Consider the following 20960-nt stretch of genomic DNA (forward strand, 5'->3'; position numbering starts at 1 on the left):
TTTTTATCCGCCGCCAGCCCTGGTCTGATGGCCGTTCACCCCTTTTGCCAGGCGCGCATATCGTAACCTGTGGGAGATTGGTGCAACCGCAGATGAAATTGCTCGATGATGGCAAAAATGTGGTCGAAAATGTCGGCCTGGATCCCTTCGTAATCGGCCCAGGCGGTGGTCGCCGTGAAGCAGTAGATCTCCAGCGGCAAGCCGTCCGTGGTCGGCGCCAGCTGGCGCACCATCAGGGTCATGTCCTTGCGAATGCCGGGGTGGGCGCGCAGGTAGGCGTCCAGATAGGCGCGCAGGGTGCCGAGGTTGGTGAGGTGGCGGCCGTTGATGGGGCAGCTGATTGCGTCGCTCAGCTGCTGGTTGTAGGCGCTCAGCTCCTGCTCCTTGCGGCTCAGATAGGGCGCCAGCAGCTGGGCCTGCTTGAGCTGCAACTGTTCGTCCGCCGTCAGGAAGCGCACGCTGGTCATGTCGATGTTGACACTGCGCTTGATGCGCCGCCCGCCCGACTCCGTCATCCCCTGCCAGTTCTTGAAGGAGTCGGAGATGAGGGCATAGGTGGGGATGGTGGTGATGGTCTTGTCCCAGTTCGACACCTTGACCGTGGTGAGGCCGATGTCGGTCACCTCGCCATCCGCGCCGTACTTGTCCATCTGCAGCCAGTCACCGACGCTCAGCATGCGGTTGGCGGAGAGCTGGATGCCGGCTACCAGGCCAAGGATGGGGTCCTTGAACACCAGCATCAACACCGCGGTCATGGCCCCCAGGCCGCTGAACAGGAACAGCGGCGACTTGCCTAGCAGCAGGGCGATCATCAGGATGCCCACCAGGATGCTGCCCACCAGCTTCACCCCCTGGAAGATGCCGCGCAGGGGCAGATCCCGCCCGAGCCGGGTATAGCGGCTCACCGACAGCAGGCAGTCGAGCAGGGCGAACAGCGCCAGCAGCAGGAACAGCAGGATCCAGAGCTGGGCCACCGTCTCTATGAGCTGCAGGCTTTCGGAGTCGCGCGGCAGCCAGATCTCGGCCTGCCCCAGCAACACGGCCCCCTGCAACACGAAGGCGAGCCGGTAGAACAGCCGCTGCTGCAGTTGGGGCGGCAGCCACACCTGCATGGTCTTGCCGAGCACGCCCACCAGCCGTACCAGCAGCACCCGGTGCAGCAGCATGTGCAGCACCAGCGAGGTGAGCACGATGAAGCCGAGGGCGATCACCAGCCCCGTCATGCCGGTCACCTCCAGTCCGAGCCCGGCCAGCCAGCGAAAAATCGTCTCCTTCATCCCATCCTCCTGTGCGTGAAACTGCGGTCAGGGTACGTATCTGCCACCCCATGTCAAATGGGCACCGGCCCACAAACGACAACGCCCGGCAGGGGCCGGGCGTTGTCTGGGAGCGAGGGGCGTTAGCCGACCAGGCTCAGGGCATCGCGGGCGATGACCAGCTCTTCGTTGGTGGGCATCACCAGCGCCAGGCGGCTGCCTTCGGCGGTGATGGGGCCCTCGCCGCCCAGCACGGCGGCGTTGTTGGCTTCCTTGTCGACCTTGAAGCCGAACAGGGCCAGACGATCCAGCACCATCTCGCGCACCATGGCGGCGTTCTCACCGATACCACCGGTGAACACCAGGGCGTCCAGACGACCATCCATGGCGGCGGCATAGGCACCGACATACTTGGCCACCCGGTAGGTGAACACGTCCAGCGCACGCTTGGCACCGGCATCGGTGGCGTAGTTGGAAGTGACATAGCGGCAGTCGCTGCTCGCCTCTGTCATGCCCAGCAGGCCGGACTCACGGGTCAGGGTGTGGTTGATCTGCTCCACGCTGTAACCGAGCTGGTCGTGCATGAAGAAGACTACAGCGGGGTCGATGTCGCCGGAGCGGGTGCCCATCGCCAGCCCTTCCAGCGGGGTCAGCCCCATGGAGGTGTCGACGGATTCGCCGCCACGGATGGCGCAGACGGAAGCGCCGTTACCCAGGTGGCAGTTGATGATGTTGAGCTCTTCGAGCGGCTTGCCCAGCGCCTTGGCGGTCTCTTGTGCGATGAAGCGGTGGGAGGTGCCGTGGGCGCCGTAACGGCGGATGCCGTTCTCTTTGTAGAGCTTGTAGGGCAGTGCGTAGAGGTAGGCTTCCTCTGGCAGGGTCTGGTGGAAGGCGGTGTCGAACACGGCCACGTTCTTCTCTGCCAGCGCCGGGAAGACCTTGAGGGCGGCACGGATGCCGATGAGGTGCGCCGGGTTGTGCAGGGGAGCGAACGGAATGGCGGCTTCGATACCGGCGATCACGCTGTCATCGATGCGAACGGAACGGGAGAACTGCTCGCCGCCGTGCACGATGCGATGGCCGATGGCCACCAGCTGCTCGGCCAGGGTCGGATCCTGCGGCAGGATGTGACCCACGATGTGGTCGAGGGCTTCCTGGTGCGCGGCACCCGCGCCCAGCATGGCCTCGCCCTTGACGCCGTGGAGTTTCCATTTGATACGTGCATCATCCAGATTGAAGCATTCGGCCAGGCCGGACAGCATGTCCTCACCTGTTTCGGCGTCCATTACGGCAAATTTCAGGGAAGAGCTACCGCAGTTAAGGATCAATACCAACTTGCTCATGTTCTACATCTTCCTGTGCTTCGGCTTTATGCCGACAGTGTCGTGTCATCCAACATGGATGGGATTCCCCTGCCGGGGGCTTATGGTCGCAGGAAAGTGCGCCCAATTTTTCAATATGTTAAGTGCAAATCCGGATGATTCCGGGCACTCGTCTCAGTCAGGCTGCGCCAGCGGTTACAGGCCGGCCAGCAGATCCCGATGCACCTTGACCACCAGCTTCTTCACCTTGGCCGGCGGGTTGGGGGTGCAGAGGGGGCGATGCAGTTCTCCCGGCCAGAAGATGGCGAAGTCGCCGGGCTGCAACGCCAGATAACTGGTCTGTTCGTCGTCGACGAACCAGAGATCGGGATGGGGGTGATCCGCCCCTTCGCTCGCGTAGGTGTGCGGGCCGACCCCGATCCACTCCTCGCCGGCGAGCAGCAGCTGGATGTCCAGATACTGCTGATGGAACTCGCCACGGCGATCCGCCGCCGGCTCGGTCAGCTCTTCGCTCACCAGGCAGAACAGCTTGAGGCCGTCGACCTCCTGCTTGCCGAGCGGGGCATGCCGCCACCGGTCGACGCTTTGCACCACCTCGACCAGGATGCGGTCGAGCGGGGCGGGCAGCGGCGTACGCTGCAAGGTATTCAGACTGCCGGTGATCATGGCGCTTCCTTAGGTGTATTCAGGCGACATCTTAGCCGCAAAATGAAAAAGGACCCGTTGAAGGTCCTTGTGTCACACCGTCTGCTATCCGTGCAGACCGGGATGGAGCCATGGCTCTCTCCGGCGTGGTGAGTGCACTGTTACACACTCATCCTCGGCTTGCCAAGCGGGGCAAGCGCGTTCGCCGGGTGATCGTACCAGCTGAAACAATATTATTCACTACTCCATTGCCGGCGACTTTGACCAGACGCAAAAACGGGAGCATCAGCTCCCGTTTTTTTCGCATCACCTGGTCAAAACCGGTGTCATTCAAGCCTTGGCGGCGTTCTCCACCGGCTTGGCGTACATGGCACGCCAGATGGCCTTGTGCTCTTCCGGTACCTCGGACTGACGGCTCAGGAAGGCGGCCTGCTCGATGGTATTGGCGTGGCCTGCCACATCCGCAGCCAGGTAGTTGCCCGGGAAGAGGCGGTAGTTGCCCCAGATCGCCTTGTCGATGAGCGCGGCCAGTTCGTCCGGATCGCTGAAGCCTTCGGTGATGGGGGCGCCGAAGGAGACGTGTACCCGCCCCTTCTGGCCGACGATACCGGCGACTATGCTCTCGATGTCCTCAAACTCGCCCTTCTCGTAGCTGCCGTTGATGGACTTCTCGTACAGCTCGCGCGCCTTGGCCTTGTCGGTGGGATCCAGCTCGTAGCTGATGCTGACCGGCACTATGTTGAGGCTGCGCATGTAGTCGACGAACTCGATCTTCTGCTTCTTGCCGTCCACGTAGAACATCTTGAGGATGGCCGGATCCGTCTTGTCATCGCCGTTCTTGGCGCGCCCTTCCTTCTGGGCGATCCAGATGGAGTGGCCTTCGTGCACCGACTGGCCGATGTAGGCCGACAGCTCGCCAAGCGCCTTCATCATCTCCCGCGGCCCCTTGGCGGAGCGCTTGACGATGAAGCTCTTGTTGAGCTTCATCAGCTCGGTGGCGCAAGGCTTGCGCAGCAGGTTGTCGCCGATGGCAATGCGCACGGTATCGAAACCATGGGTGTGCAGACCCCAGTTGACGAACGCCGGATCCATGGCGATGTCCCTGTGGTTGGAGACGAACAGGTAGCCCTGCTCCTTTTTCAGATGCTCGAGCCCGGAGAAGGTCACCCCCTGGGTGGAGGTGGCGATCATCCGGCTCATGTAGCGGGTCACCCCCATCTGCACCTGATGGATGGTGGTCACCTTGGACCACTTGTAGCGCAGGAACTGGCGGATCAGCGGGCGAATGGCCCAGCCCAGCCAGCTCATCAGGGAGCCGAAGCGATACTTGGCGATGGCGCCGATGAATTCATCATCCCGGATCAGCCGCTCGATGGCTGCCGGTACTTCCTCATCGCGGTAGGGGCGAATGTCCGCGAATCTATCTACTTCTGTCACAATGTCAGCCTTGCGTGTAAGGAGTCGCGGCCGGCGTGCGCCGGCCGGAAAATTCAGGGCGCAATTTTACACGCTTTTATGCCGAGGGGTATGCGGCGCAGCCAGATAGTGAGATCTGACCAGTAAAAAACAATGGCCCCGAACGGGCCATTATTTCACTCTTCCACCGTGAACGAGAGCATCATGCCGGTGTCTTCATGCTCCAGCAGATGGCAGTGAGCCATGTAGGCCCGCTCCTTCGGTGCCGTGTGATCGAAGCGCACAAGCACCTCGCTGCGCCCGCCCTCCACCTTGACGATATCCTTCCAGCCGGCGCGATGGGGGGCCACCGGCCGACCGTTCTCGCTCAGGATCCGGAAACGGGTGCCGTGAATGTGGAAGGGGTGCAGCATCATGTCCCCCTCCCCCGAGATGATCCAGCGCTCGGTGCGGCCGCGCTTGACCGCAAACTGCGGGTCGTTCATGGCGAAGGCCTGGCCGTTGATACGGTTGCCGCCGTGCAAGTCCAGCACGCCGCCCGCTTGCTTCATGTCGGCCATGTCGCCGTGATCCATCCCCGCCATCGACATCCCGGCCATCCCGTCGCCTTGCCCGTCCATCTTCATCCCGGCCATGCTGCCCGCCTCACCGTGGTCCATGCTCATGCCCGCCATGGCGCCGTGGCCGTAGCGGCTCATCAGCGCCTGCATTCCCTGCCGGTCCAGCTCGGGATCCATCGACAGGGTCAGGGTGCGGCTCGGTAACTCTTGAGTGGCGGGCAGCGCAGGCAGCCGCGCCAGGCTGTCCGGCAGGCTCCCCTTGCCCTCGATGAGGGAGGGCCGGATCCGCAGCAGCGGCAGGGCCGCATCGAATGGCGCCAGAGTCATCCCCATCTGGCGCACCGGCAGGGTGAGCAGATCGAACGCCTGGCCGTTGCGGGCATCCACCATCACCTCGAAGCGCTCCCCCGGCAGCAGCGCCAGCTCGCTCAACGCCACCGGCTCCGCCAGCAGGCCGCCATCGCTGCCGATCACATACAAGGGACGGCCGTCGCTGGTCGCCAGCGTGAGGGAGCGGGCATTGCAGCCGTTGAGCAGCCGCAACCGCAGCCAGCCGCGGGGGGCGTCGTGGTTCGGATAGACGGCGCCGTTGGTCAGCATCAGATCGCCGAACCAGCCGACCGCCGCGCTCATCACGTCCAGCTGGTAGTCCACCTGATCCCGCCCATCGAGCCGCTTGTCCTGCAGCACCAGCGGGATGTCGTCCACCCCCCAGCGCTGGGGCAGCGGCAACCGCAGGCTCTCCTCATCGTCGAGGATGAAGAGTCCGGCCAGCCCCATGGCCACCTGATGGCCGGTCTGTCCGTGGGTATGGGGGTGATACCAGCAGGTGGCCGCCGGCTGCTCGATGCGAAACGCCGCCTGCCACTCTTTGCCGGAGGGGATGCTGGCCTGCGGGCCGCCATCGGCGGTGCCCGGCACCTCCAGCCCGTGCCAATGGATCGTGGTGGTCTCCGCCAGCTGGTTGGCGACCCGGACTCGCACCGCCTGCCCCTGGCGGGCACGCAATGTGGGGCCGAGCAGGTTGCCGTTGTAGCCCCAGCTGCGGGTCGGCTGGCGTCGCCACTGCATCTGACCCGGCTGGGCCCTGAGCTGGAACAGACCGCTGGCATCCGCCTCCAGCAACGCAGGAATAGGCAAAGCGGGTCGCTCGGCGGCAACCGCCCGCCCCCACCAGGGCAAGGCACCGGCAACACCGACGGCGGTGGAGAGTTTGAGAAAATCGCGACGCTGCATGAGTCACTCCTCGTTGGCCAAAGCGGACCTTCAGCCTATGCAGCAACCCTGCGGCAAGGTCAAGCCCTGCCGAGCCGGCGGCCGGACAGTTTCTGGCTTATCCGCTTGCCAGCAGGCCCCTGTCTTCAAGCCAGCGCCAGACTTACCGCCGCCTCGGCGTGAATCGAAGTGGTGTCGTAGAGCGGCACCGCGGCATCGGCCTCCCCCACCAGCAGGGCTATCTCGGTGCAACCCAGAATCACCGCCTGGGCGCCCGCGTCGGCCAGCGCGCGGATGATGGCCAGATACTCGGCCCGCGATGCGTCGCGAATGTCGCCAAGGCACAGCTCGTCATAGATGATGCGATGCACCCGCTCCCGCTGCGCCTCGCCCGGCACCAGCACCTCCAGCCCGAATTTGTCCTGCAGGCGCCCCTTGTAGAACTCCTGCTCCATGGTGAAGCGGGTGCCGAGCAGGCCGACCCTCTGGATCCCGTCCGCTTGCAGCTGACGCGCGGTGGCATCGGCGATATGGAGCAGCGGGATGTCGATGGCGGCCTCAATCTCGGGTGCCACCTTGTGCATGGTGTTGGTGCCGATCAGCAGAAAATCGGCGCCGCCAGCCTGGATGGCCCGCGCCTCGGCCGCCAGCAGGCGGGCGGTGGCGGGCCAGTCACCGACATGTTGCAACCGCTCTATCTCGGCGAAGTCGACGCTGCTCAGCAGCACCCGCGCCGAGTGCAGGCCGCCGAGCCGCTCGCGCACGCCCCGGTTGAACGCCTGATAGTAGCTGACGGTGGACTCCCAGCTCATGCCACCCAGCAGACCGATACATTTCATGGGACCTCCTTCTGTGAACCGATCGTGCAAACCAGACAGGGGGCGGCGCGCGTCATCGCACCGCCCAGGAATAAAAAAGGCCCCGCAGGGCCAACAAGACAGCCGGTAAAGGCCCGGGCACAGGCCCGGACTAAATCCAGATCATCAGCACGCAGGCCGCCGTGGCGACCCCCATGCCGAGATTGAAACGACGCCAGCCTCTGGCGGTGCGAATGAGGCGGCGCACCTGAGCACCGAACAGCACCCAGAAGGCCCCGGTATAGAGGCCGGTAATAAAGAAGATGGCGAGCACCCAGATGGCGGAGGGCCAGTAGGCCTCCCCCGCCAGGGTGAAACCGCTGATGGCGGAGAGCGCCATCATCCACGCCTTGGGGTTGAGCAGCTGCAGCATAGCCCCCTGATGGGCCGGGATCAGCGGCCGATTGCCCTCGGCCGGGCCGCTGGCGGTCGCCACCTTCCAGGCCAGCCAGAGCAGGTAGGCCGAGCCGATGAGCTTGAGCCCGTCGTGCAGCAGCGGCACCTGCTCGAACATCACCCCCAGCCCCAGCGCCGTGGCCAGGATCATCAGGTTGATCCCCCCCACCACCCCCACCAGCAGGGGCACACTGCGGCGAAAGCCCTGGGCCGCACCGGCGCTGGTGAGCAGCATGTTGTTGGGGCCCGGCGTGCCACAAGTGATGAGGGCAAAGCCCGCCAGGGGAAGCAACCAGTTCAGATCCATCTCAACCTCTTGATGATGCAGGGCGCCGACTCGGCGACAAGCCTTCTAATATGCAGAGCCGGTGCCCGTCAGACAAGGCCGCAAATGCACTTTCTTCGCATCTTTATGCGGCCTCTGGCAAGGCTCAGTACCAGAGCATCACCACGCAGAGGGCAGTCAGCGCCCCCAGGCTGCCGTTGAGCCGGCGCCAGCCCCGATCCGTGCTGATCCAGTTGCTGAGCTGATGGCCGAACAGCACCCAGACAAAGCAGACCGGCAGCGCCACCAGCACGAACATGGCCATCACCGCGAACTGGCTCGGCCAGTAGCTGGCACCGGGCAGGCTGAACAGACTGATGGCGGAGATCCCCATCATCCAGGCCTTGGGGTTGAGGAACTGAAAGCCCAACCCCTCCAGCAGGGTCAGCGGACGGGCGCGCCGGGCCGGATCACCGGGAGCGCCGGCCACCGCGATGCGCCATGCCAGCCACAGCAGATAAAGGCTGCCGAAGATCTGCAAGCCAAGGCGCAGCAGCGGCCAGCGCTCGAACAGGGGGTAGAGCCCCAGCGCCAGCACCATCTGCAGCACCGGCTGACCCACCGCCACCCCGATCAGATGGGGCAGGGTGCGGCGCACCCCGAAGTTGGCGCCGGAGGCGGTCAGCATGAGGTTGTTGGGGCCCGGTGTGCCACAGGTGAGCACCGCAAAGCCAAACAGGGTGGCATACCATTCGATCGTCATCTTTGTACTCCTGAACTGCGCACATTGTATTGATACAATGTGCTGTTTTTGATTGTTATCGGGTTCAAAATTACGCTATATTGCCGATACATTTCGATCAATGGATTTATTGTCACCATGACAATCTGGACCCCGGACCTCACCCCCTTCGCCGGCCCCCTCTACCTCAAGCTGGTGAAGGCCATCGAGCAAGCCATTCAGGACGGCTCTCTGCCGCCCCAGACCCGGCTGCCCACCCACAGGGCGCTGGCGGACAGACTGGGGGTCACCGTCGGCACCGTCACCCGCGCCTATGGCGAGGCGGAGCGGCGCGGGCTGCTGGCCGCCCGGGTCGGCCATGGCACCTGGGTCAAGGGGGAGCATGAGGATCCGGCCAACGCCTGGGTGATCCGCAAGGAGGAGGGGCACCGCATCGAGTTGTGGCAGAACCTGCCAGTGCAGCTGGATCGGGCCGCCATCATCCGGCCCATGCTGGCGGAAGTCGCGGACGGGGATCTCAACGCCCTGCTCGGTTACGACAAGGAGGCGGGCCAGCCCGGCCAGCGCCAGCTCTTTATCGACTGGCTGACCGAGCAGGGGGTGGCGGGCAGCGAGGAGTACCTGCTGTTCAGCCACGGCGCCCAGCACGGCATCATGCTCTCCCTGCTGGCCACCGGCTGCGTGGGGGAGACCCTGCTGTGCGAAGGGCTCAGCTACCCCGGCATGCTGGGCAACGCCCGCCAGCTGAAGAATCAGGTGGTGGGGCTGGCGATGGACGAGGAGGGGCTGCTGCCCGACGCGCTGGAGGCGGCCTGCCGCACCCGCCGCGCCAAGCTGCTCTACCTCACCCCCACCCTGCAGAATCCCACCACAGCCACCATGAACCTGGCGCGGCGCGAGGCCATCATCGCCATCGCCCGCCGTCACGATCTGCTGATCATCGAGGACGACGTCAACGGCCTGCTGCCCCAGCAGCCGGTGACGCCGCTGGTCAACCTGGCGCCGGAGCGGGTCATCTACCTCGGCAGTCTGGCCAAGATCGCCTGCGGCGGCCTGCGGGTCGGCTTCGTGCTGACTCCGCCCCACTTGCGCGGTGCCTTCGCCCAGGCGATGCGACTGTCGAGCTGGATGGTGAGCCCGCTGCTCATCGAGCTGGCCTGCAAGCTGGTGAGCCAGCGCCAGATCATGCCTCTTGTAGAGCAGCAACGGCAGATCCTGGCACGTCGCGGCGAGCTGCTGCGCCACCTGTTGCCGGAGGCCTGCTGGCAGGCGGGCTCCATGCACGCCTGGCTGCCGCTGCCGGAGCCCTGGCGCAGCCAGGAGTTTGCCGAGGCTGCCAACGCCCTTGACGTCGGCGTGGCGAGCGGGGAACACTTCGCCGCCGGCCAGTTCGCCGCGCCGCAAGGGGTGCGGCTGAGCCTGAGCCAGCCGGCCACCGACGCCCGCGTCGCCGAGGCGCTGGAGCGGCTCGCCGGCCTGCTGCGCACCGCGCCGCCCACCAATACCCTGCTATAGTCAGCCCCGGCCCAGCCCATCCGTGCGCTCAAAGGAGAGCCCATGCACCCGACCCGCGCCCCGCTTTTGCTCCTCACCCTGCTGCTGGGGGGCTGCGCCGCCCCCGCCCATCAACAGCTGGGGGCGGCGCTGAACGGGCTGGAGGGGGAGTTGCAGCGGCTGGAAGAGGAGCTGGCGGCCATGAACGGCCTCCATTACCAGAAGGCGATCGACGCTCCCCTCAGCCTGCGCCGCCAGCTGAGCGCCCCCGTCCCCACGGCACAAGGGCTGCTACCCAGCCGCAGCACGCTGACAGACGGCCCCCTGCTGCGCTACGACTACCGGCTGCCGGCCGGCATGGCCAGCCTGCCCCTCACCGAGCCCTGCCTGCGCTACGAGTTCGAGCTGCGCCACCTGGGCCGCCTCGGCCAGCTCGACCTGCACTGGCAGGGGGCGGCGGGCTCGGGAGAACAACTGATCCAGCAGCGCGACTGCCCCTTTTCGGCCAAGGGGCCCGGCCTGCAGTAGGCCCGCCGCCGGCCGACCTGCCCCTATGGTCAGTTGAAAGGGGCGAAGGCATCTTGTAGCGTGCCAGCATCCCGACTCCTGCTGGAAGCGCCCATGAAACTGACTCCCCTGTGGCTGACCCTCTGCAGCCTGCCCGCCCTGGCCTGCGGCCCGGATGGCTGCGAGACGCCGCTCACCCTGCAACTGACCGCCGCCCAGTGCCACCTGAACGGGTTGCCGTTCCTCTCCCCCGACAACGATACCCGCACCAACCTGGCGCTGCTGCTGGCCGATGAGCAGGCCTTCTCGCTACCCAAGGCGCCGCTGCCGCTGCCCTTCGCCATCGAGGATCTGCTCAACCCGGCCCGGCTCAACCCGACCCAGGCCGAGCCGGCCCCCGCCGGGCCGGATCCCCTGCTGGTGCTGGCCGCCGGTCTTGGCATCGAGCAGAGCATCACCCAGGCCGCCCTGGAGCGGGCCGCCGGCTGGAGCGAGGGGCGCTGCATCAGCAACAACCCGGTCGCGGCCGAAGCCTTCCTGCAAGCGCTGGTCGACACCCCGGCGTTGGGTGCCGACGAGCGTAGCCAGCTGGCCCGCCAGCGGCTGGCCATGCTGGGCCAGTGCGCCCAGCAGGTCGAAACGGCGCCAGAAGCCAAGGCCGCACCGCTGTCGGCCGCCGGCCAGGGCTTTGCCGACTACCTGGCCGCCAGCCGACTCTTCTATCAGGGGGAGTTCGCGCAGGCCGATGCGCTGTTTGCCGCCCTCGCCGGGCAGGCTCAGCCCTGGCTGAAAGAGACGGCGGACTACATGCGGATCCGGGTCGCCCTCAACCAGTCCCAACAAAGCGCCTTCGATGACTGGGGCACCCTGGATCGCAACCTGATTGACCAGGCTGCCGTGCAGCGCGCCGAGCAGTTCATCGCCGACTATCGCAGCCGCTACCCAGAGGGGCGCTATCTCGACTCCGCCAACGGGCTGCTGCGCCGGCTCGCCTGGTTCAAGGGGGACGAGGCGGCGCTGGCCGGCCTGTTCCAGCAGGCCAGCCGCCAGCCGGGCAACCCGGAGCTGCTCAACGAAATAGACCTCAAGCTGCTGATGCAACCCGGCTTCACCGGCTCAGCCGCCATGCCGCAGCTGACCCTGGTGCAGGATCTGCGCCGGCTGCGGCTGCACGAGAGCTGGGACGAGTGGCAGCCGCTGCAAAACGGCGAGCTGGCCCAGCAAAGCGCCCAGTTTGCCGGCAACCCGGCCTGGCTCGCCTATTTGCAACAGACCGAGCGCTACTATCTGGCCAAGGATTATGCTGCCGTCATCGCCGCTGCTCCCGCCCTCGGCAAGGGGCCGCTCGACAGCCTGGCATTCAGCCAGCAGGTGCTCAAGGGCATGGCGCTGGCGGCCAGTCAGGCACTGCCCGAGGCGGAGCAACAGTGGCGCGCCCTGCTCGCCAGCCAGCCCACCCCCTTGCAGGATCAGCTGCTGCAACTGGCGCTGGCCATGACCCTGGAGCGGGCCGGCCAGCTGGAGCAGGTGTTTGCCAAGGAGAGCCCCATCCAGAGCGATCACTACCGCATTCCGCTGCTGGAGTACGTGGCGCCGGCCCCGCTGCTGCGCCGCATGGTGCAGGATGAGCAGGCCTCCGACACCCTGCGCCAGCGTGCCGGCCACACCCTGCGCTACAAGCAGCTGACCCACGGCGACTACCGGGGCTTCCTGCAGGATCTGGCGCTGGCCCCGCTGGCCGCCCCGTTCGACTGGCAAGGGAGCCAGGAGTATCAATGCCCGGCGCTCACCGCGGTGGTCACCACCCTGGCGGACAACCCCAAATCCCCCAAGGCGCTCAACTGCCTCGGCGAGTTCTTCCTGAGCCAGGGGCTGGACTGGGATCCGCTCCTGCAGCGGCCGGGGGCCGACACTCTGGCGGGCAGCCGGGATCTGTTTGCCGGTCAGCAGCGCAGCCGGCTCGACTGGTATCAACAGGTGATCGCCAACCCCAAGGCCGCCAAGGAGGAGAAGGCCTACGCCCTCTATCGCGCCATCAACTGTTACGCCCCGAGCGGCAACAACAGCTGCGGCAGCCAGGAGATCCCCCTCAGCCAGCGCAAGGGCTGGTTCAACACCCTCAAACGCCAGTACGGAACGAGCCAGTGGGCCAAACAGCTCAAATATTACTGGTGATGCTTGCGCTATTGAGCGCCGAGGCCAGCGCCGCCGTCGAGGCGAGCCACTACCGCCAGTTCTGGCTGTGGGCCGGGGTCAGGCCCCAGCCGGTGCTGCAGCAGGCCGAGCGCCTCTATCTGCATCAGGGGGAGATAGGCCCCCTCGATGCGCGCCAGCCCGTGCGTTTTCAGGGGCAGGGCATAGCGCCGAGCAAGCTGCCGGTAAAGGAGCTCTGGCTCGCCTATCGGGTGGAGCGGCTCGACTGGGATGAGGCCCTTATCAAGAGCCTGACCAACCAGCTGGCGGCCTGGCAGCGCAAGGGCAATGAGGTGCGCGGCGTCCAGATTGATTTTGATGCCCGCACCCACCGGCTGGCGGACTATGGCGACTTCCTACGCAAACTGCGCCGCCAGCTGCCCGCTGGCTGCGCCATCAGCATCACCGGCCTGCTGGACTGGACCCGCACCGGCGATGTGGCCACCCTCAACGCCCTCGCCGGCACGGTCGACGAGCTGGTGGTACAGACCTACCGTGGCCGTCGCACCGAGCTCGGCTACGCGCGCTACCTGCAAACGCTGACGCGGCTGACCCTCCCCTTCAAGGTGGGGCTGGTGCAGGGAGGTGAGTGGGATAAAGAGTGGGAGCGCCGTCTGACCAGCTCCCCCGCCTATGGCGGCATGGTGGTGTTTCTTGTCAATCCGGCGCCCTCTCGCCCCCCCTCTGGTGAGCCCGGACGAGGGGTTGACCGGCACGGCACCTCTGTAACAGAGTAATAGCTCTTTTTGACTCCATCACATGCCATACTTGTTCCGATCCTGAACCGGCCAAGGAGTGCCAAGGATGCAGATCCTCCTGATCGAAGACGACACCATGCTCAGCACGGCGCTCTCCCAGGGGCTGAGCCAGCAGGGCATAGCATCAACCCAGCTGACCCACTGCAAGGAGCTGGCAACCCTGCCAACCCTGCTGCGCCAGCAGTCGTTCGACGCCATCATCTGCCACCAGAGCCATCACCAGGACCTGGAGGGAGTACGCATGCTGCAGGAGGCTCACTATCTGGGGCTACTGGAGCCGGGCTGCGTACTGTTGTTGCTCAATGCAGACCCGGAGCCACTCCACTATCCCCCCTCGGATCTCTACTTTTCCCTGCAGCTGACCATCCCCTTTACCCAGGAGCAACTGACCACCCGCCTGCACGAGCTGGTACAGCTGACCGGGCTGACCCGGGCCCTGCCGGCCCCGATGCGGCTCAGGGAGTGGCAACTGAGCTGTGCCCTGTGCGAGGACCTGCTCTATGAGCAGCAGAAGTATCGGGAGCTGGGACAACAGCTGGACCGGAGCAAGGGCTACATGCTGCTGCAATGGCAGGATCACTTCCATGCCTCCCAGCACTACGCAGTCTGTACCACGGAATATGACGCCTGGTGGCCGCGCAAGGGATTGATCTACGCCCTGCTGGGACTCGGCAGGCTGGAGAGCGCGCGCAAGGATCTGGCCCGCAACCGGGAGCGGCTGCCGCCGGCCCTGCAGCTGGAGCTGGCGCTGGCCTGTTTGCTGCACGAGGGGCAGTGGGAGGCAGCCTGGGACGTGATCGGCCATCTGCTGCAAAAAAACGCCTGGCAACCGGAGTGGCGCCAGGCGGCCATCCTGCTGGCACTGCTGATCAAGGATGAGGGCAAGGCGCTGGAGCAGGCAAATGCCCTCTGCCTGCGCTTCTTTGCCGATCACAAGCTGCGGGTATCCATCGAGAACTTCATCCTCAATGCCAGCCTGGCGGTGCTCTGGCACTACCCGAGCGCCGCCAGGATCAGCTCACTGCAGCAGGAGTATCGCTACCTCAACCAGGCCGTCACCCTGCGGGCTCATGAGGATGCCCTGCTCAAGGCGCTGATGCTGAGCCTGGACTACCGCTTCGACGAGGCCCTGCTGCTGCTGGCCAAGCACCCGCCGGAGAGCGCGCGGGACAACCACCTCAACCAGCTGCTCGGCTTCGCCGTCAGCCAGTTCTGCGGCCTGCCCCACCACGCCAAACGCTACCTGACCCAGCTAGGCCAGTATCAGGCCAGGGTCGCCCCGGCCCCGCTGCTGCAACAGTTGTTCAAGCAGGTCGTCATCGACTTGACGAAACAACTGGAGCGGCGCGAGCTGCGGCTGACCTATCTGCGCCAGGAGCGGCAGCGGGCCAGCGCGGCGGGCCAGCACCAACTGGCCGTGCAGTATGCGCTGACGCTGCAGGAGGAGTTCCCGGCCCTGCCTGGCGATGCCTGGCAGTTGCTGGAGCTGCTGCAACTGTGCTGGCCGGCCGGCATGGCAGCTCCCAGGGTGGCGCTGCTGGTAGACCGGCTGGAGCGGCGTCTCAACCACAGCGCCTCCTTCATGGAGCATCATGCCAAGGAGTACCAGAAGACGCTGCTGCAGATCCGCTCACACCTCAATACCCGCCTGCCCACCACGCCCCCCAACTAGGCCCTCAGGCCCGGCCAGCGCCGGGCCGCTCTTACAGCAATCCCCGCACCAGGATCCCGCCGATCAGCAGCGGGGCCACCAGGCGCCAGCACCAGAGCAGGCAGAACCGCAACACTGGCGAGAGATCCGCCGGCACCATGCGATCCCCCAGTCGCCAGCCCAGCAGCAGGGTCAGCACCAGGCCGAACAGCGGCATCATCAGGTTGGAGGTGAGGTAGTCCAGCACATCGAAGATGGTCTTGCCGAACAGGGTGTACTCGGCCCAAGGGCCGAACGACAGGCTGACCGGAATGCCGCAGGCCATGATCAGCAGGGTCAGCACCCGGCAAGCGCCACGGCGCGACCAACCCCACTCTTCGGTGGTGAAGCGCACCAGGTGCTCCAGCATGGAGATGGAGGAGGAGAGCGCCGCCACCAAGAGCAGCAGGAAGAAGACCACTGCCAGCCCCTGGCCGAACGGCAGGTGGTTGAACACCGCCGGCATGGTCATGAAGGTGAGGCCGGGGCCGGCGGTCGGATCGATGCCGGTGGAGGCGAGCACCGGGAAGATCATCAGCCCCGCCAGCACCGAGATGAGGCTTGCCAGCGTCACCACCCAGACGCCGGAGCGCAGCACGCCCTCGCTGCTGGGCAGATAGGCGCCGTAGGTGGTGTGTACCCCCAGGCCAATGGAGAGGGAGAAGAAGGCGAGCCCCAGGGCATCCAGCACTCCCTGGCCGGTAAGCTGGCTGAAGTCGGGCAGCAGGAACTGGCGCACCCCGGTCATGGCGCCCGGCATGGAGAGGCCGGTCACCACCAGCAGCAGCATCATCACGAACAGGGCCGGCATCATCCAGCGCAGCGCCCGCTCCACCCCCTTCTGCAGCCCCCCCTGCACGAACCACCAGGTGAGCCCGGCAAAGATGAGGTGGGTGATGGCCGGCCAGAGAGGATCGCTCACGTAACCGGTGAAGAGGGCGGTGAGGGCGCTCGCCTCACTCAGGTTGAGCTCGCCACCGATGGCCAGGGCCGCGTATCCCACGGTCCAGCCCCCCACCACGCTGTAGAAGCTGTAGATGAAGAAGCCGCACAGGATCCCCATGTAACCCATCCAGCGCCAGTTCGGCCCCACCAGCTTGCGGAAGGCGCCGAGCACCCCGCGCTGGCTGTGGCTGCCGAGCAGGGTCTCCCCCACCTGCACCGCTACCCCCAGGGTGAAGCTGAACAGCAGAAACACCAGCAGGAAGGCGCCGCCGCCATTGGTGGCGGTCACATAGGGAAACTTCCAGATGGCACCAAGACCGATCGCCGAACCGGCGGCTGCCAGCACATGACCGAGACGGGAAGACCACTGAACCTGGCTCATACAACCTCCGGGCAAGACAACATCACATCGATACTCCATGGATAACCGCACGGTGCGGGCAACAAAAAAGGCCGCCTGGTGGCGACCTTTGCAATGAACATTCAGACAAGCTGTGCGTGCAAGGTCACCTCTCTTGCGAGCCAAAAAATCGACCGAACAGTGCGCAGCGGGGTGACATGAATAAGCGGGCCTGAATGCCAAACGGGATCACAGCCTAAACCATGGAAAGAAAAATTGACACAACGCGATCAACTTTTTTTCATCCCCCTCTTCAAAAAGGGATTCTCTGCCGCGGCCGGCAAAGATCATCAGGCAGCCCAATCCCTTGAGCAATAATAGAGTTAGCCTCGGCAGGCCGGTCAGCGACCGCCCGTGGCGACCCCCTTGCGCAACATGGATGCACCGACGTGACGCACCTGACCGGATACTGGATGAACTGGCTGCTGCCCTGGCTACTGCTGCCCACCCTGGCGCTGGCCACGCCGCAACCCCCGCTGACCCTCATCAGCCACGAGCTGCCCCCCTTTACCCACACCAGTAACGGCAAGCTCGGCGGGCTGGCGGTGCAGCTGGTGCAGGAAGTCCAGCAGGAGATGGGGGTTCACTACCCCATCAAGATCTACCCCCTCAAGCGGGCGCTCGCCCTGACCCGGGTCGAACCCGGCTTCGCCCTGTTCGTCATCCTGCGCACGCCCCATCGGGAGTCCCAGTTCAAGTGGGTGGGGCCGCTGTTTCCGAACCGGGTGGTGATCTACCAGACCAGAGGCAGCAAGCCTCTGACCGACCTGGCCCAGCTGCGCAAGTTGCCGCGGGTCGGCGTGCTGCTCGGCAACGCCGATGACGAACTGCTCACTCGGGAGGGTTACACCAACCTGGTGCGCTGCCAGACCATCGAAGATGCCATCGAGCTCCTGGTGCTCGGCAAGATAGACGCCTTCCCCATGGGGGATCAGATCATGCCGGCCATCCTGGCCAAGATGAAGTTCTCCCCCCGCAGCGTGGTGAACTCCGGGTTGCTGCTGCAGGAGAACTGGCTCTACATCGTCTTCTCGAAGAGCGAGGATGACGCCGTGATCGCCCGCTGGCAGGCCTCCGTCGACAAGGTGCGGGCCCGCCACACGCAGGCGACGCCGGCCCCCCTTCATCCCTGAACCGGTTATACCAGCCCGCGTACCAGGATGCCGCCGATGAGCAGCGGTGCCAGCCAGCGCCAGCAGCCCATCAGCAGGGTGTGCCAATGCAGGGCCAGGCCGGCGGGCAGCGCCTGGCGACCGAGCCGCCAGCCCAGCAGCAGGGTGAGCGCCAGCCCGAACATCGGCATCATCAGGTTGGAGGTGACGAAGTCGAGCAGCTCGAAGATGTTCTTGCCAAACAGGGTCACGTCCGCCCAGGGGCCGAACGACAGGCTGACCGGAATGCCGTTCGCCATCACCAGCACAGTGATCAGGCTGCAGGCGGCCCGTCGTGACCAGCCCAGACTCTCGCTGACGAAGCACTGCAGGTGCTCCAGCAGCGAGATGGCAGACGAGAGTGCCGCCACCACCAGCAGGGCGAAGAACACCACCGCCAGCCCCTGGCCGAACGGCAACTGCTGGAACACCGCCGGCATGGTCATGAAGGTGAGACCCGGGCCGGAGGCGGGATCGATACCGGTGGCAGCCAGCACAGGGAAGATCATCAAGCCCGCCAGCACGGCGATGAGGCTTGCCAGCAATACCACCCAGAGGCTGGAGCGGCCGACCCCCTCGCTGGAGGGCAGGTAGGCGCCATAGGTGGTGTGGATGCCGAGGCCAATGGAGAGGGAGAAGAACGCCAGCCCCATGGCATCGAGCACGCCGGACATGCCGAGCTTGCTGAAGTCCGGCATCAGGAAGTGGCGTACCCCGGCCATGGCATTGGGCAGGGTGAGGCCAAAGGCCACCAGCATCAGGATCATGATGAAGAGGGCCGGCATCATCCAGCGCAGGGTGCGCTCCACTCCCTTCTGCACGCCCCCCTGCACGAACCACCAGGTGAGCCCGGCAAACAGCAGGTGGGTAAGCACCGGCCAGAGCGGATCCCCCACATAGTCGTTGAAGCGGGCGGTCAGGGCCGCGCCATCACCGTGCTGCAGGCTGCCCGCCAGCGCCATACCGGTGTAGCCCAGGGTCCAGCCGCCCACCACGCTGTAGAAGCTGTAGATGAGCAGGCTGCTGAGCAGCCCCATGGCGCCGACCCAGCGCCAGCGCTTGCCCATCAGCTCACCGAAGGCTCCCACCACCCCGCGCCGGCTCAGGCTGCCGAGCAGCGTCTCCCCCATCAGCACCGCCACCCCCAGGGTGAAGCTGAACAGCAAAAACACCAGCAGGAAGGCGCCGCCGCCGTTGGCGGCCGTCACATAGGGGAACTTCCAGATAGCGCCGAGACCGACTGCTGAACCGGCGGCGGCCAGGATATAACCGAGCCGGGATGACCATTGGGACTGCTTCATAAGAACTCCAACCGTGGGGCCCGCTACAAGGGGCCCAAAATGACGCTCAGAGTACGGGGGGGGCTGCGCAATCACAACGCCGCTTATCTGGATAAAACACGTATTATTGGCAGCAATGACTAATTAAATTCTATTTAGCGCGCAATCCTGCCAACAAATAAAAACCGGAGCAATTTTGCTCCGGTTTGGCACTGTGGTGAGCCCGGTTCGGGGACTAGATCACCCCCAGCTCCCGCAGCCGTTCCATCAGGTAGCTGTGGGCGGTATGACGCTCGGAGAGCACCACGTCCGGCCGCGGATGGAGGAACAGCGGCAGGGAGATGCGCGACTTGGCGGCGCTGCCGCCGGTCGGGTTGATGACGCGGTGGGTGGTGGAGGGGTAGTAGCCGCGGGAGGCCTCCTGCAGCATGTCGCCGATGTTGATGATGAGAGTGCCGAAATCGCACGGCACGTCCATCCACTCGCCATCGGACCCCTTCACCTGCAGGCCAGGTTCGTTGGCGGCGGGCAGTATGGTCAGCAGGTTGATGTCTTCATGGGCGGCGGCGCGGATGGCGCCCGGCTCCTCGGTGCCGTCGAACGGCGGGTAGTGCAGCACCCGCAGCAGGGTTTTCTGGCTCTCTTCAATCATGGAGGAGAGCGGGCAGCTGTAGTGGGCGGCGATGTCGCTCGGGGTATACTGCTCGACCCAGCCCAACAGCTCGGCCGCCAGGTCGTTGGCGAGACGGTAGTACTCCATCGCCTGCTCTTTCAGCTCGGCAGGCATCTGGCCCCAGGGGTAGATGTGGAAGTACTCCTTGATGTCCTTCTGGCTGTGGCCCTTGGCCACTTCGGACACCGACGGCGGGAAGTAACCGTCCTGAGTCTCGCGATTGAACAGGAAATCCTGCTTCTGCTCGCTCATGAAGAAGCGATACCAGTTGTCATAGATGGACTGCACCAGCTCTTTCGGGATGGGGTGATTGGTCAGCACCCCGAAGCCGGTGGTCCGCAGGGATTCGGTGAAGCGCTGCGCCGCGTCGGGCGAGCGGTAATCGACGGTCAGGACTTTCATTGTTTTTGTTACGCGCCAGTTAAAAGATGGCGCAGTTTACCCCGTGACCGGCGACAAGGAAAGGGCGCGGGCCGCCACGTCGCCAGCCTGTGCAAATAGTGACAAACCGCTCAAAAAACGGTGTCGGCCGACGCCGCTTTTCATCCCTTGTCCTGCCCCGGCATCCTCTCTAGAATGCCCCCCATCATCTCTCTCGGAGCCCGTCGTCCATGTCCCCCAAGATCCTGTTGCTGACCCTGCCCTTCCTGCTCGCCGGTTGCAGCTCGCTGTCGGAAGAAGAGTGCCGTACCATGAGCTGGTACAACCTGGGTTATCAGGATGGTGAGCAGGGCAAGACCCCGAGCGCCACCCGCGACTACGTCTCGACCTGCGGTGAATACGGTCTCAAGGTCGATGAGGCGGAGTGGAAACGGGGCTATGCCAAGGGGCTGGAGCTCTACTGCATTCCCGAGCTCGCCTACAGCAAGGGCAAGTCCGGCGCCGAGTACCTGGGGGTCTGCCCCAACGACGCCAGCTTCCTGACCCAGTACGATCGCGGCCGCAAGGAGTACCTGGTGGAGAAGCAGCTGAGCGATCTCAAGAGCGAGATGGAGCGGACCGAGCGCGACATCGAGACGCTGGAGCGCCAGATCCGCAACGAGAACGACAGCAAGCAGCGCGACTACTACCGCGCCCAGCGCGAGCGCGCCATCCGTCACTACGAGGGGCTGCGCCGCGACTACAACCGGATCCGCTTCCCGGATCGGGTGATCCAGTTCACCTTCGGGAACTGACAAACCAAAAGGGGCCGACA

General features: G+C 65.2%; 18 protein-coding genes. 7 read left to right on the forward strand and 11 right to left on the reverse strand.

Annotation, left to right across the window (positions count from 1 at the left end):
• Positions 1 to 35: 35 nt before the first annotated feature.
• The 8 genes from ACB031_RS20905 to ACB031_RS20940 all read right to left on the reverse strand — a co-directional run bounded on the left by ACB031_RS20905 (position 36) and on the right by ACB031_RS20940 (position 8695).
• Positions 36 to 1277 carry a mechanosensitive ion channel family protein gene (locus ACB031_RS20905; RefSeq protein WP_005304793.1) on the reverse strand — a complete coding sequence of 414 codons (1242 nt, stop codon included), beginning with the start codon at positions 1275 to 1277 and terminating at the stop codon, positions 36 to 38.
• A gap of 122 nt (positions 1278 to 1399) precedes the next feature.
• Positions 1400 to 2599 carry an acetate kinase gene (locus ACB031_RS20910; RefSeq protein WP_201892698.1) on the reverse strand — a complete coding sequence of 400 codons (1200 nt, stop codon included), beginning with the start codon at positions 2597 to 2599 and terminating at the stop codon, positions 1400 to 1402.
• 174 nt (positions 2600 to 2773) lie between these two features.
• On the reverse strand, positions 2774 to 3244 hold the full coding sequence (locus ACB031_RS20915; protein WP_005304798.1) for a YhcH/YjgK/YiaL family protein: 471 nt from the start codon (positions 3242 to 3244) through the stop codon (positions 2774 to 2776).
• Positions 3245 to 3553: 309 nt separating this feature from the next.
• Complete coding sequence (locus ACB031_RS20920; protein ID WP_010636222.1) at positions 3554 to 4660, reverse strand: 1-acyl-sn-glycerol-3-phosphate acyltransferase; 1107 nt, start codon at positions 4658 to 4660, stop codon at positions 3554 to 3556.
• A 155-nt stretch (positions 4661 to 4815) separates the two neighbouring features.
• Positions 4816 to 6435, reverse strand: coding sequence for a multicopper oxidase CueO (gene cueO / locus ACB031_RS20925; protein WP_017787605.1), 1620 nt, complete (start codon positions 6433 to 6435; stop codon positions 4816 to 4818).
• Positions 6436 to 6560: 125 nt separating this feature from the next.
• Positions 6561 to 7253 carry an aspartate/glutamate racemase family protein gene (locus ACB031_RS20930; RefSeq protein ID WP_371140178.1) on the reverse strand — a complete coding sequence of 231 codons (693 nt, stop codon included), beginning with the start codon at positions 7251 to 7253 and terminating at the stop codon, positions 6561 to 6563.
• Positions 7254 to 7383: 130 nt separating this feature from the next.
• The gene (locus ACB031_RS20935; protein ID WP_010636219.1) at positions 7384 to 7974 is read right to left on the reverse strand and encodes a LysE family translocator; all 591 of its coding nucleotides are present in this window, start codon (positions 7972 to 7974) and stop codon (positions 7384 to 7386) included.
• A gap of 124 nt (positions 7975 to 8098) precedes the next feature.
• Positions 8099 to 8695, reverse strand: coding sequence for a LysE family translocator (locus ACB031_RS20940; RefSeq protein ID WP_005304811.1), 597 nt, complete (start codon positions 8693 to 8695; stop codon positions 8099 to 8101).
• A 117-nt stretch (positions 8696 to 8812) separates the two neighbouring features.
• Here ACB031_RS20940 and ACB031_RS20945 point away from each other — a divergent pair, with 117 nt between their 5' ends.
• From ACB031_RS20945 to ACB031_RS20965, 5 genes are all read left to right on the forward strand, one after another.
• Positions 8813 to 10189, forward strand: coding sequence for a PLP-dependent aminotransferase family protein (locus ACB031_RS20945; RefSeq protein ID WP_162512965.1), 1377 nt, complete (start codon positions 8813 to 8815; stop codon positions 10187 to 10189).
• Between the two features lie 42 nt (positions 10190 to 10231).
• Positions 10232 to 10696: a hypothetical protein gene (locus tag ACB031_RS20950; RefSeq protein WP_371140179.1), complete on the forward strand. Its 465-nt coding sequence runs from the start codon at positions 10232 to 10234 to the stop codon at positions 10694 to 10696.
• Between the two features lie 93 nt (positions 10697 to 10789).
• Complete coding sequence (locus ACB031_RS20955; RefSeq protein WP_371140180.1) at positions 10790 to 12850, forward strand: hypothetical protein; 2061 nt, start codon at positions 10790 to 10792, stop codon at positions 12848 to 12850.
• Complete coding sequence (locus ACB031_RS20960; protein ID WP_371140181.1) at positions 12820 to 13605, forward strand: DUF3142 domain-containing protein; 786 nt, start codon at positions 12820 to 12822, stop codon at positions 13603 to 13605. Before ACB031_RS20955 ends, ACB031_RS20960 begins: the two co-directional genes overlap by 31 nt.
• A gap of 67 nt (positions 13606 to 13672) precedes the next feature.
• Positions 13673 to 15298: a hypothetical protein gene (locus ACB031_RS20965; RefSeq protein WP_206865826.1), complete on the forward strand. Its 1626-nt coding sequence runs from the start codon at positions 13673 to 13675 to the stop codon at positions 15296 to 15298.
• 31 nt (positions 15299 to 15329) lie between these two features.
• Here the strand turns inward: ACB031_RS20965 and ACB031_RS20970 are convergent, their stop codons facing one another.
• A complete protein-coding gene (locus tag ACB031_RS20970; RefSeq protein WP_024941676.1) occupies positions 15330 to 16643 on the reverse strand; it encodes a sodium-dependent transporter in 1314 nt (437 codons plus the stop codon).
• A gap of 431 nt (positions 16644 to 17074) precedes the next feature.
• On the opposite strand from ACB031_RS20970, the gene ACB031_RS20975 reads away from it, so the two are divergent.
• Positions 17075 to 17794 (forward strand): substrate-binding periplasmic protein, encoded by a 720-nt coding sequence (locus ACB031_RS20975; protein ID WP_371140187.1) that lies wholly within the window; start codon positions 17075 to 17077, stop codon positions 17792 to 17794.
• A 5-nt stretch (positions 17795 to 17799) separates the two neighbouring features.
• Here ACB031_RS20975 and ACB031_RS20980 read toward each other — a convergent pair whose 3' ends face one another.
• Complete coding sequence (locus tag ACB031_RS20980) at positions 17800 to 19113, reverse strand: sodium-dependent transporter (protein WP_005304835.1); 1314 nt, start codon at positions 19111 to 19113, stop codon at positions 17800 to 17802.
• Positions 19114 to 19327: 214 nt separating this feature from the next.
• Positions 19328 to 20167, reverse strand: coding sequence for an isopenicillin N synthase family oxygenase (locus ACB031_RS20985; protein ID WP_010636209.1), 840 nt, complete (start codon positions 20165 to 20167; stop codon positions 19328 to 19330).
• 209 nt (positions 20168 to 20376) lie between these two features.
• Here ACB031_RS20985 and ACB031_RS20990 point away from each other — a divergent pair, with 209 nt between their 5' ends.
• Positions 20377 to 20940, forward strand: a complete 564-nt coding sequence (locus tag ACB031_RS20990; RefSeq protein ID WP_010636208.1) for a DUF2799 domain-containing protein — start codon at positions 20377 to 20379, stop codon at positions 20938 to 20940.
• Positions 20941 to 20960 lie beyond the last annotated feature (20 nt).

The organism is Aeromonas sp. S8(2024) (genome assembly GCF_041403085.1).
Taxonomy (GTDB): Bacteria; Pseudomonadota; Gammaproteobacteria; order Enterobacterales; family Aeromonadaceae; genus Aeromonas; species Aeromonas dhakensis.

Coding starts and splice junctions, on each gene's coding strand:
- ACB031_RS20930 (WP_371140178.1), bottom strand. CDS start 7,253: ATGAAATGTATCGGTCTGCTGGGTGGCATGAGCTGGGAGTCCACCGTC.
- ACB031_RS20990 (WP_010636208.1), top strand. CDS start 20,377: ATGTCCCCCAAGATCCTGTTGCTGACCCTGCCCTTCCTGCTCGCCGGT.
- ACB031_RS20950 (WP_371140179.1), top strand. CDS start 10,232: ATGCACCCGACCCGCGCCCCGCTTTTGCTCCTCACCCTGCTGCTGGGG.
- ACB031_RS20980 (WP_005304835.1), bottom strand. CDS start 19,113: ATGAAGCAGTCCCAATGGTCATCCCGGCTCGGTTATATCCTGGCCGCC.
- ACB031_RS20970 (WP_024941676.1), bottom strand. CDS start 16,643: ATGAGCCAGGTTCAGTGGTCTTCCCGTCTCGGTCATGTGCTGGCAGCC.
- ACB031_RS20940 (WP_005304811.1), bottom strand. CDS start 8,695: ATGACGATCGAATGGTATGCCACCCTGTTTGGCTTTGCGGTGCTCACC.
- ACB031_RS20910 (WP_201892698.1), bottom strand. CDS start 2,599: ATGAGCAAGTTGGTATTGATCCTTAACTGCGGTAGCTCTTCCCTGAAA.
- cueO (WP_017787605.1), bottom strand. CDS start 6,435: ATGCAGCGTCGCGATTTTCTCAAACTCTCCACCGCCGTCGGTGTTGCC.
- ACB031_RS20955 (WP_371140180.1), top strand. CDS start 10,790: ATGAAACTGACTCCCCTGTGGCTGACCCTCTGCAGCCTGCCCGCCCTG.
- ACB031_RS20905 (WP_005304793.1), bottom strand. CDS start 1,277: ATGAAGGAGACGATTTTTCGCTGGCTGGCCGGGCTCGGACTGGAGGTG.
- ACB031_RS20975 (WP_371140187.1), top strand. CDS start 17,075: ATGAACTGGCTGCTGCCCTGGCTACTGCTGCCCACCCTGGCGCTGGCC.
- ACB031_RS20965 (WP_206865826.1), top strand. CDS start 13,673: ATGCAGATCCTCCTGATCGAAGACGACACCATGCTCAGCACGGCGCTC.
- ACB031_RS20945 (WP_162512965.1), top strand. CDS start 8,813: ATGACAATCTGGACCCCGGACCTCACCCCCTTCGCCGGCCCCCTCTAC.
- ACB031_RS20985 (WP_010636209.1), bottom strand. CDS start 20,167: ATGAAAGTCCTGACCGTCGATTACCGCTCGCCCGACGCGGCGCAGCGC.
- ACB031_RS20935 (WP_010636219.1), bottom strand. CDS start 7,974: ATGGATCTGAACTGGTTGCTTCCCCTGGCGGGCTTTGCCCTCATCACT.
- ACB031_RS20915 (WP_005304798.1), bottom strand. CDS start 3,244: ATGATCACCGGCAGTCTGAATACCTTGCAGCGTACGCCGCTGCCCGCC.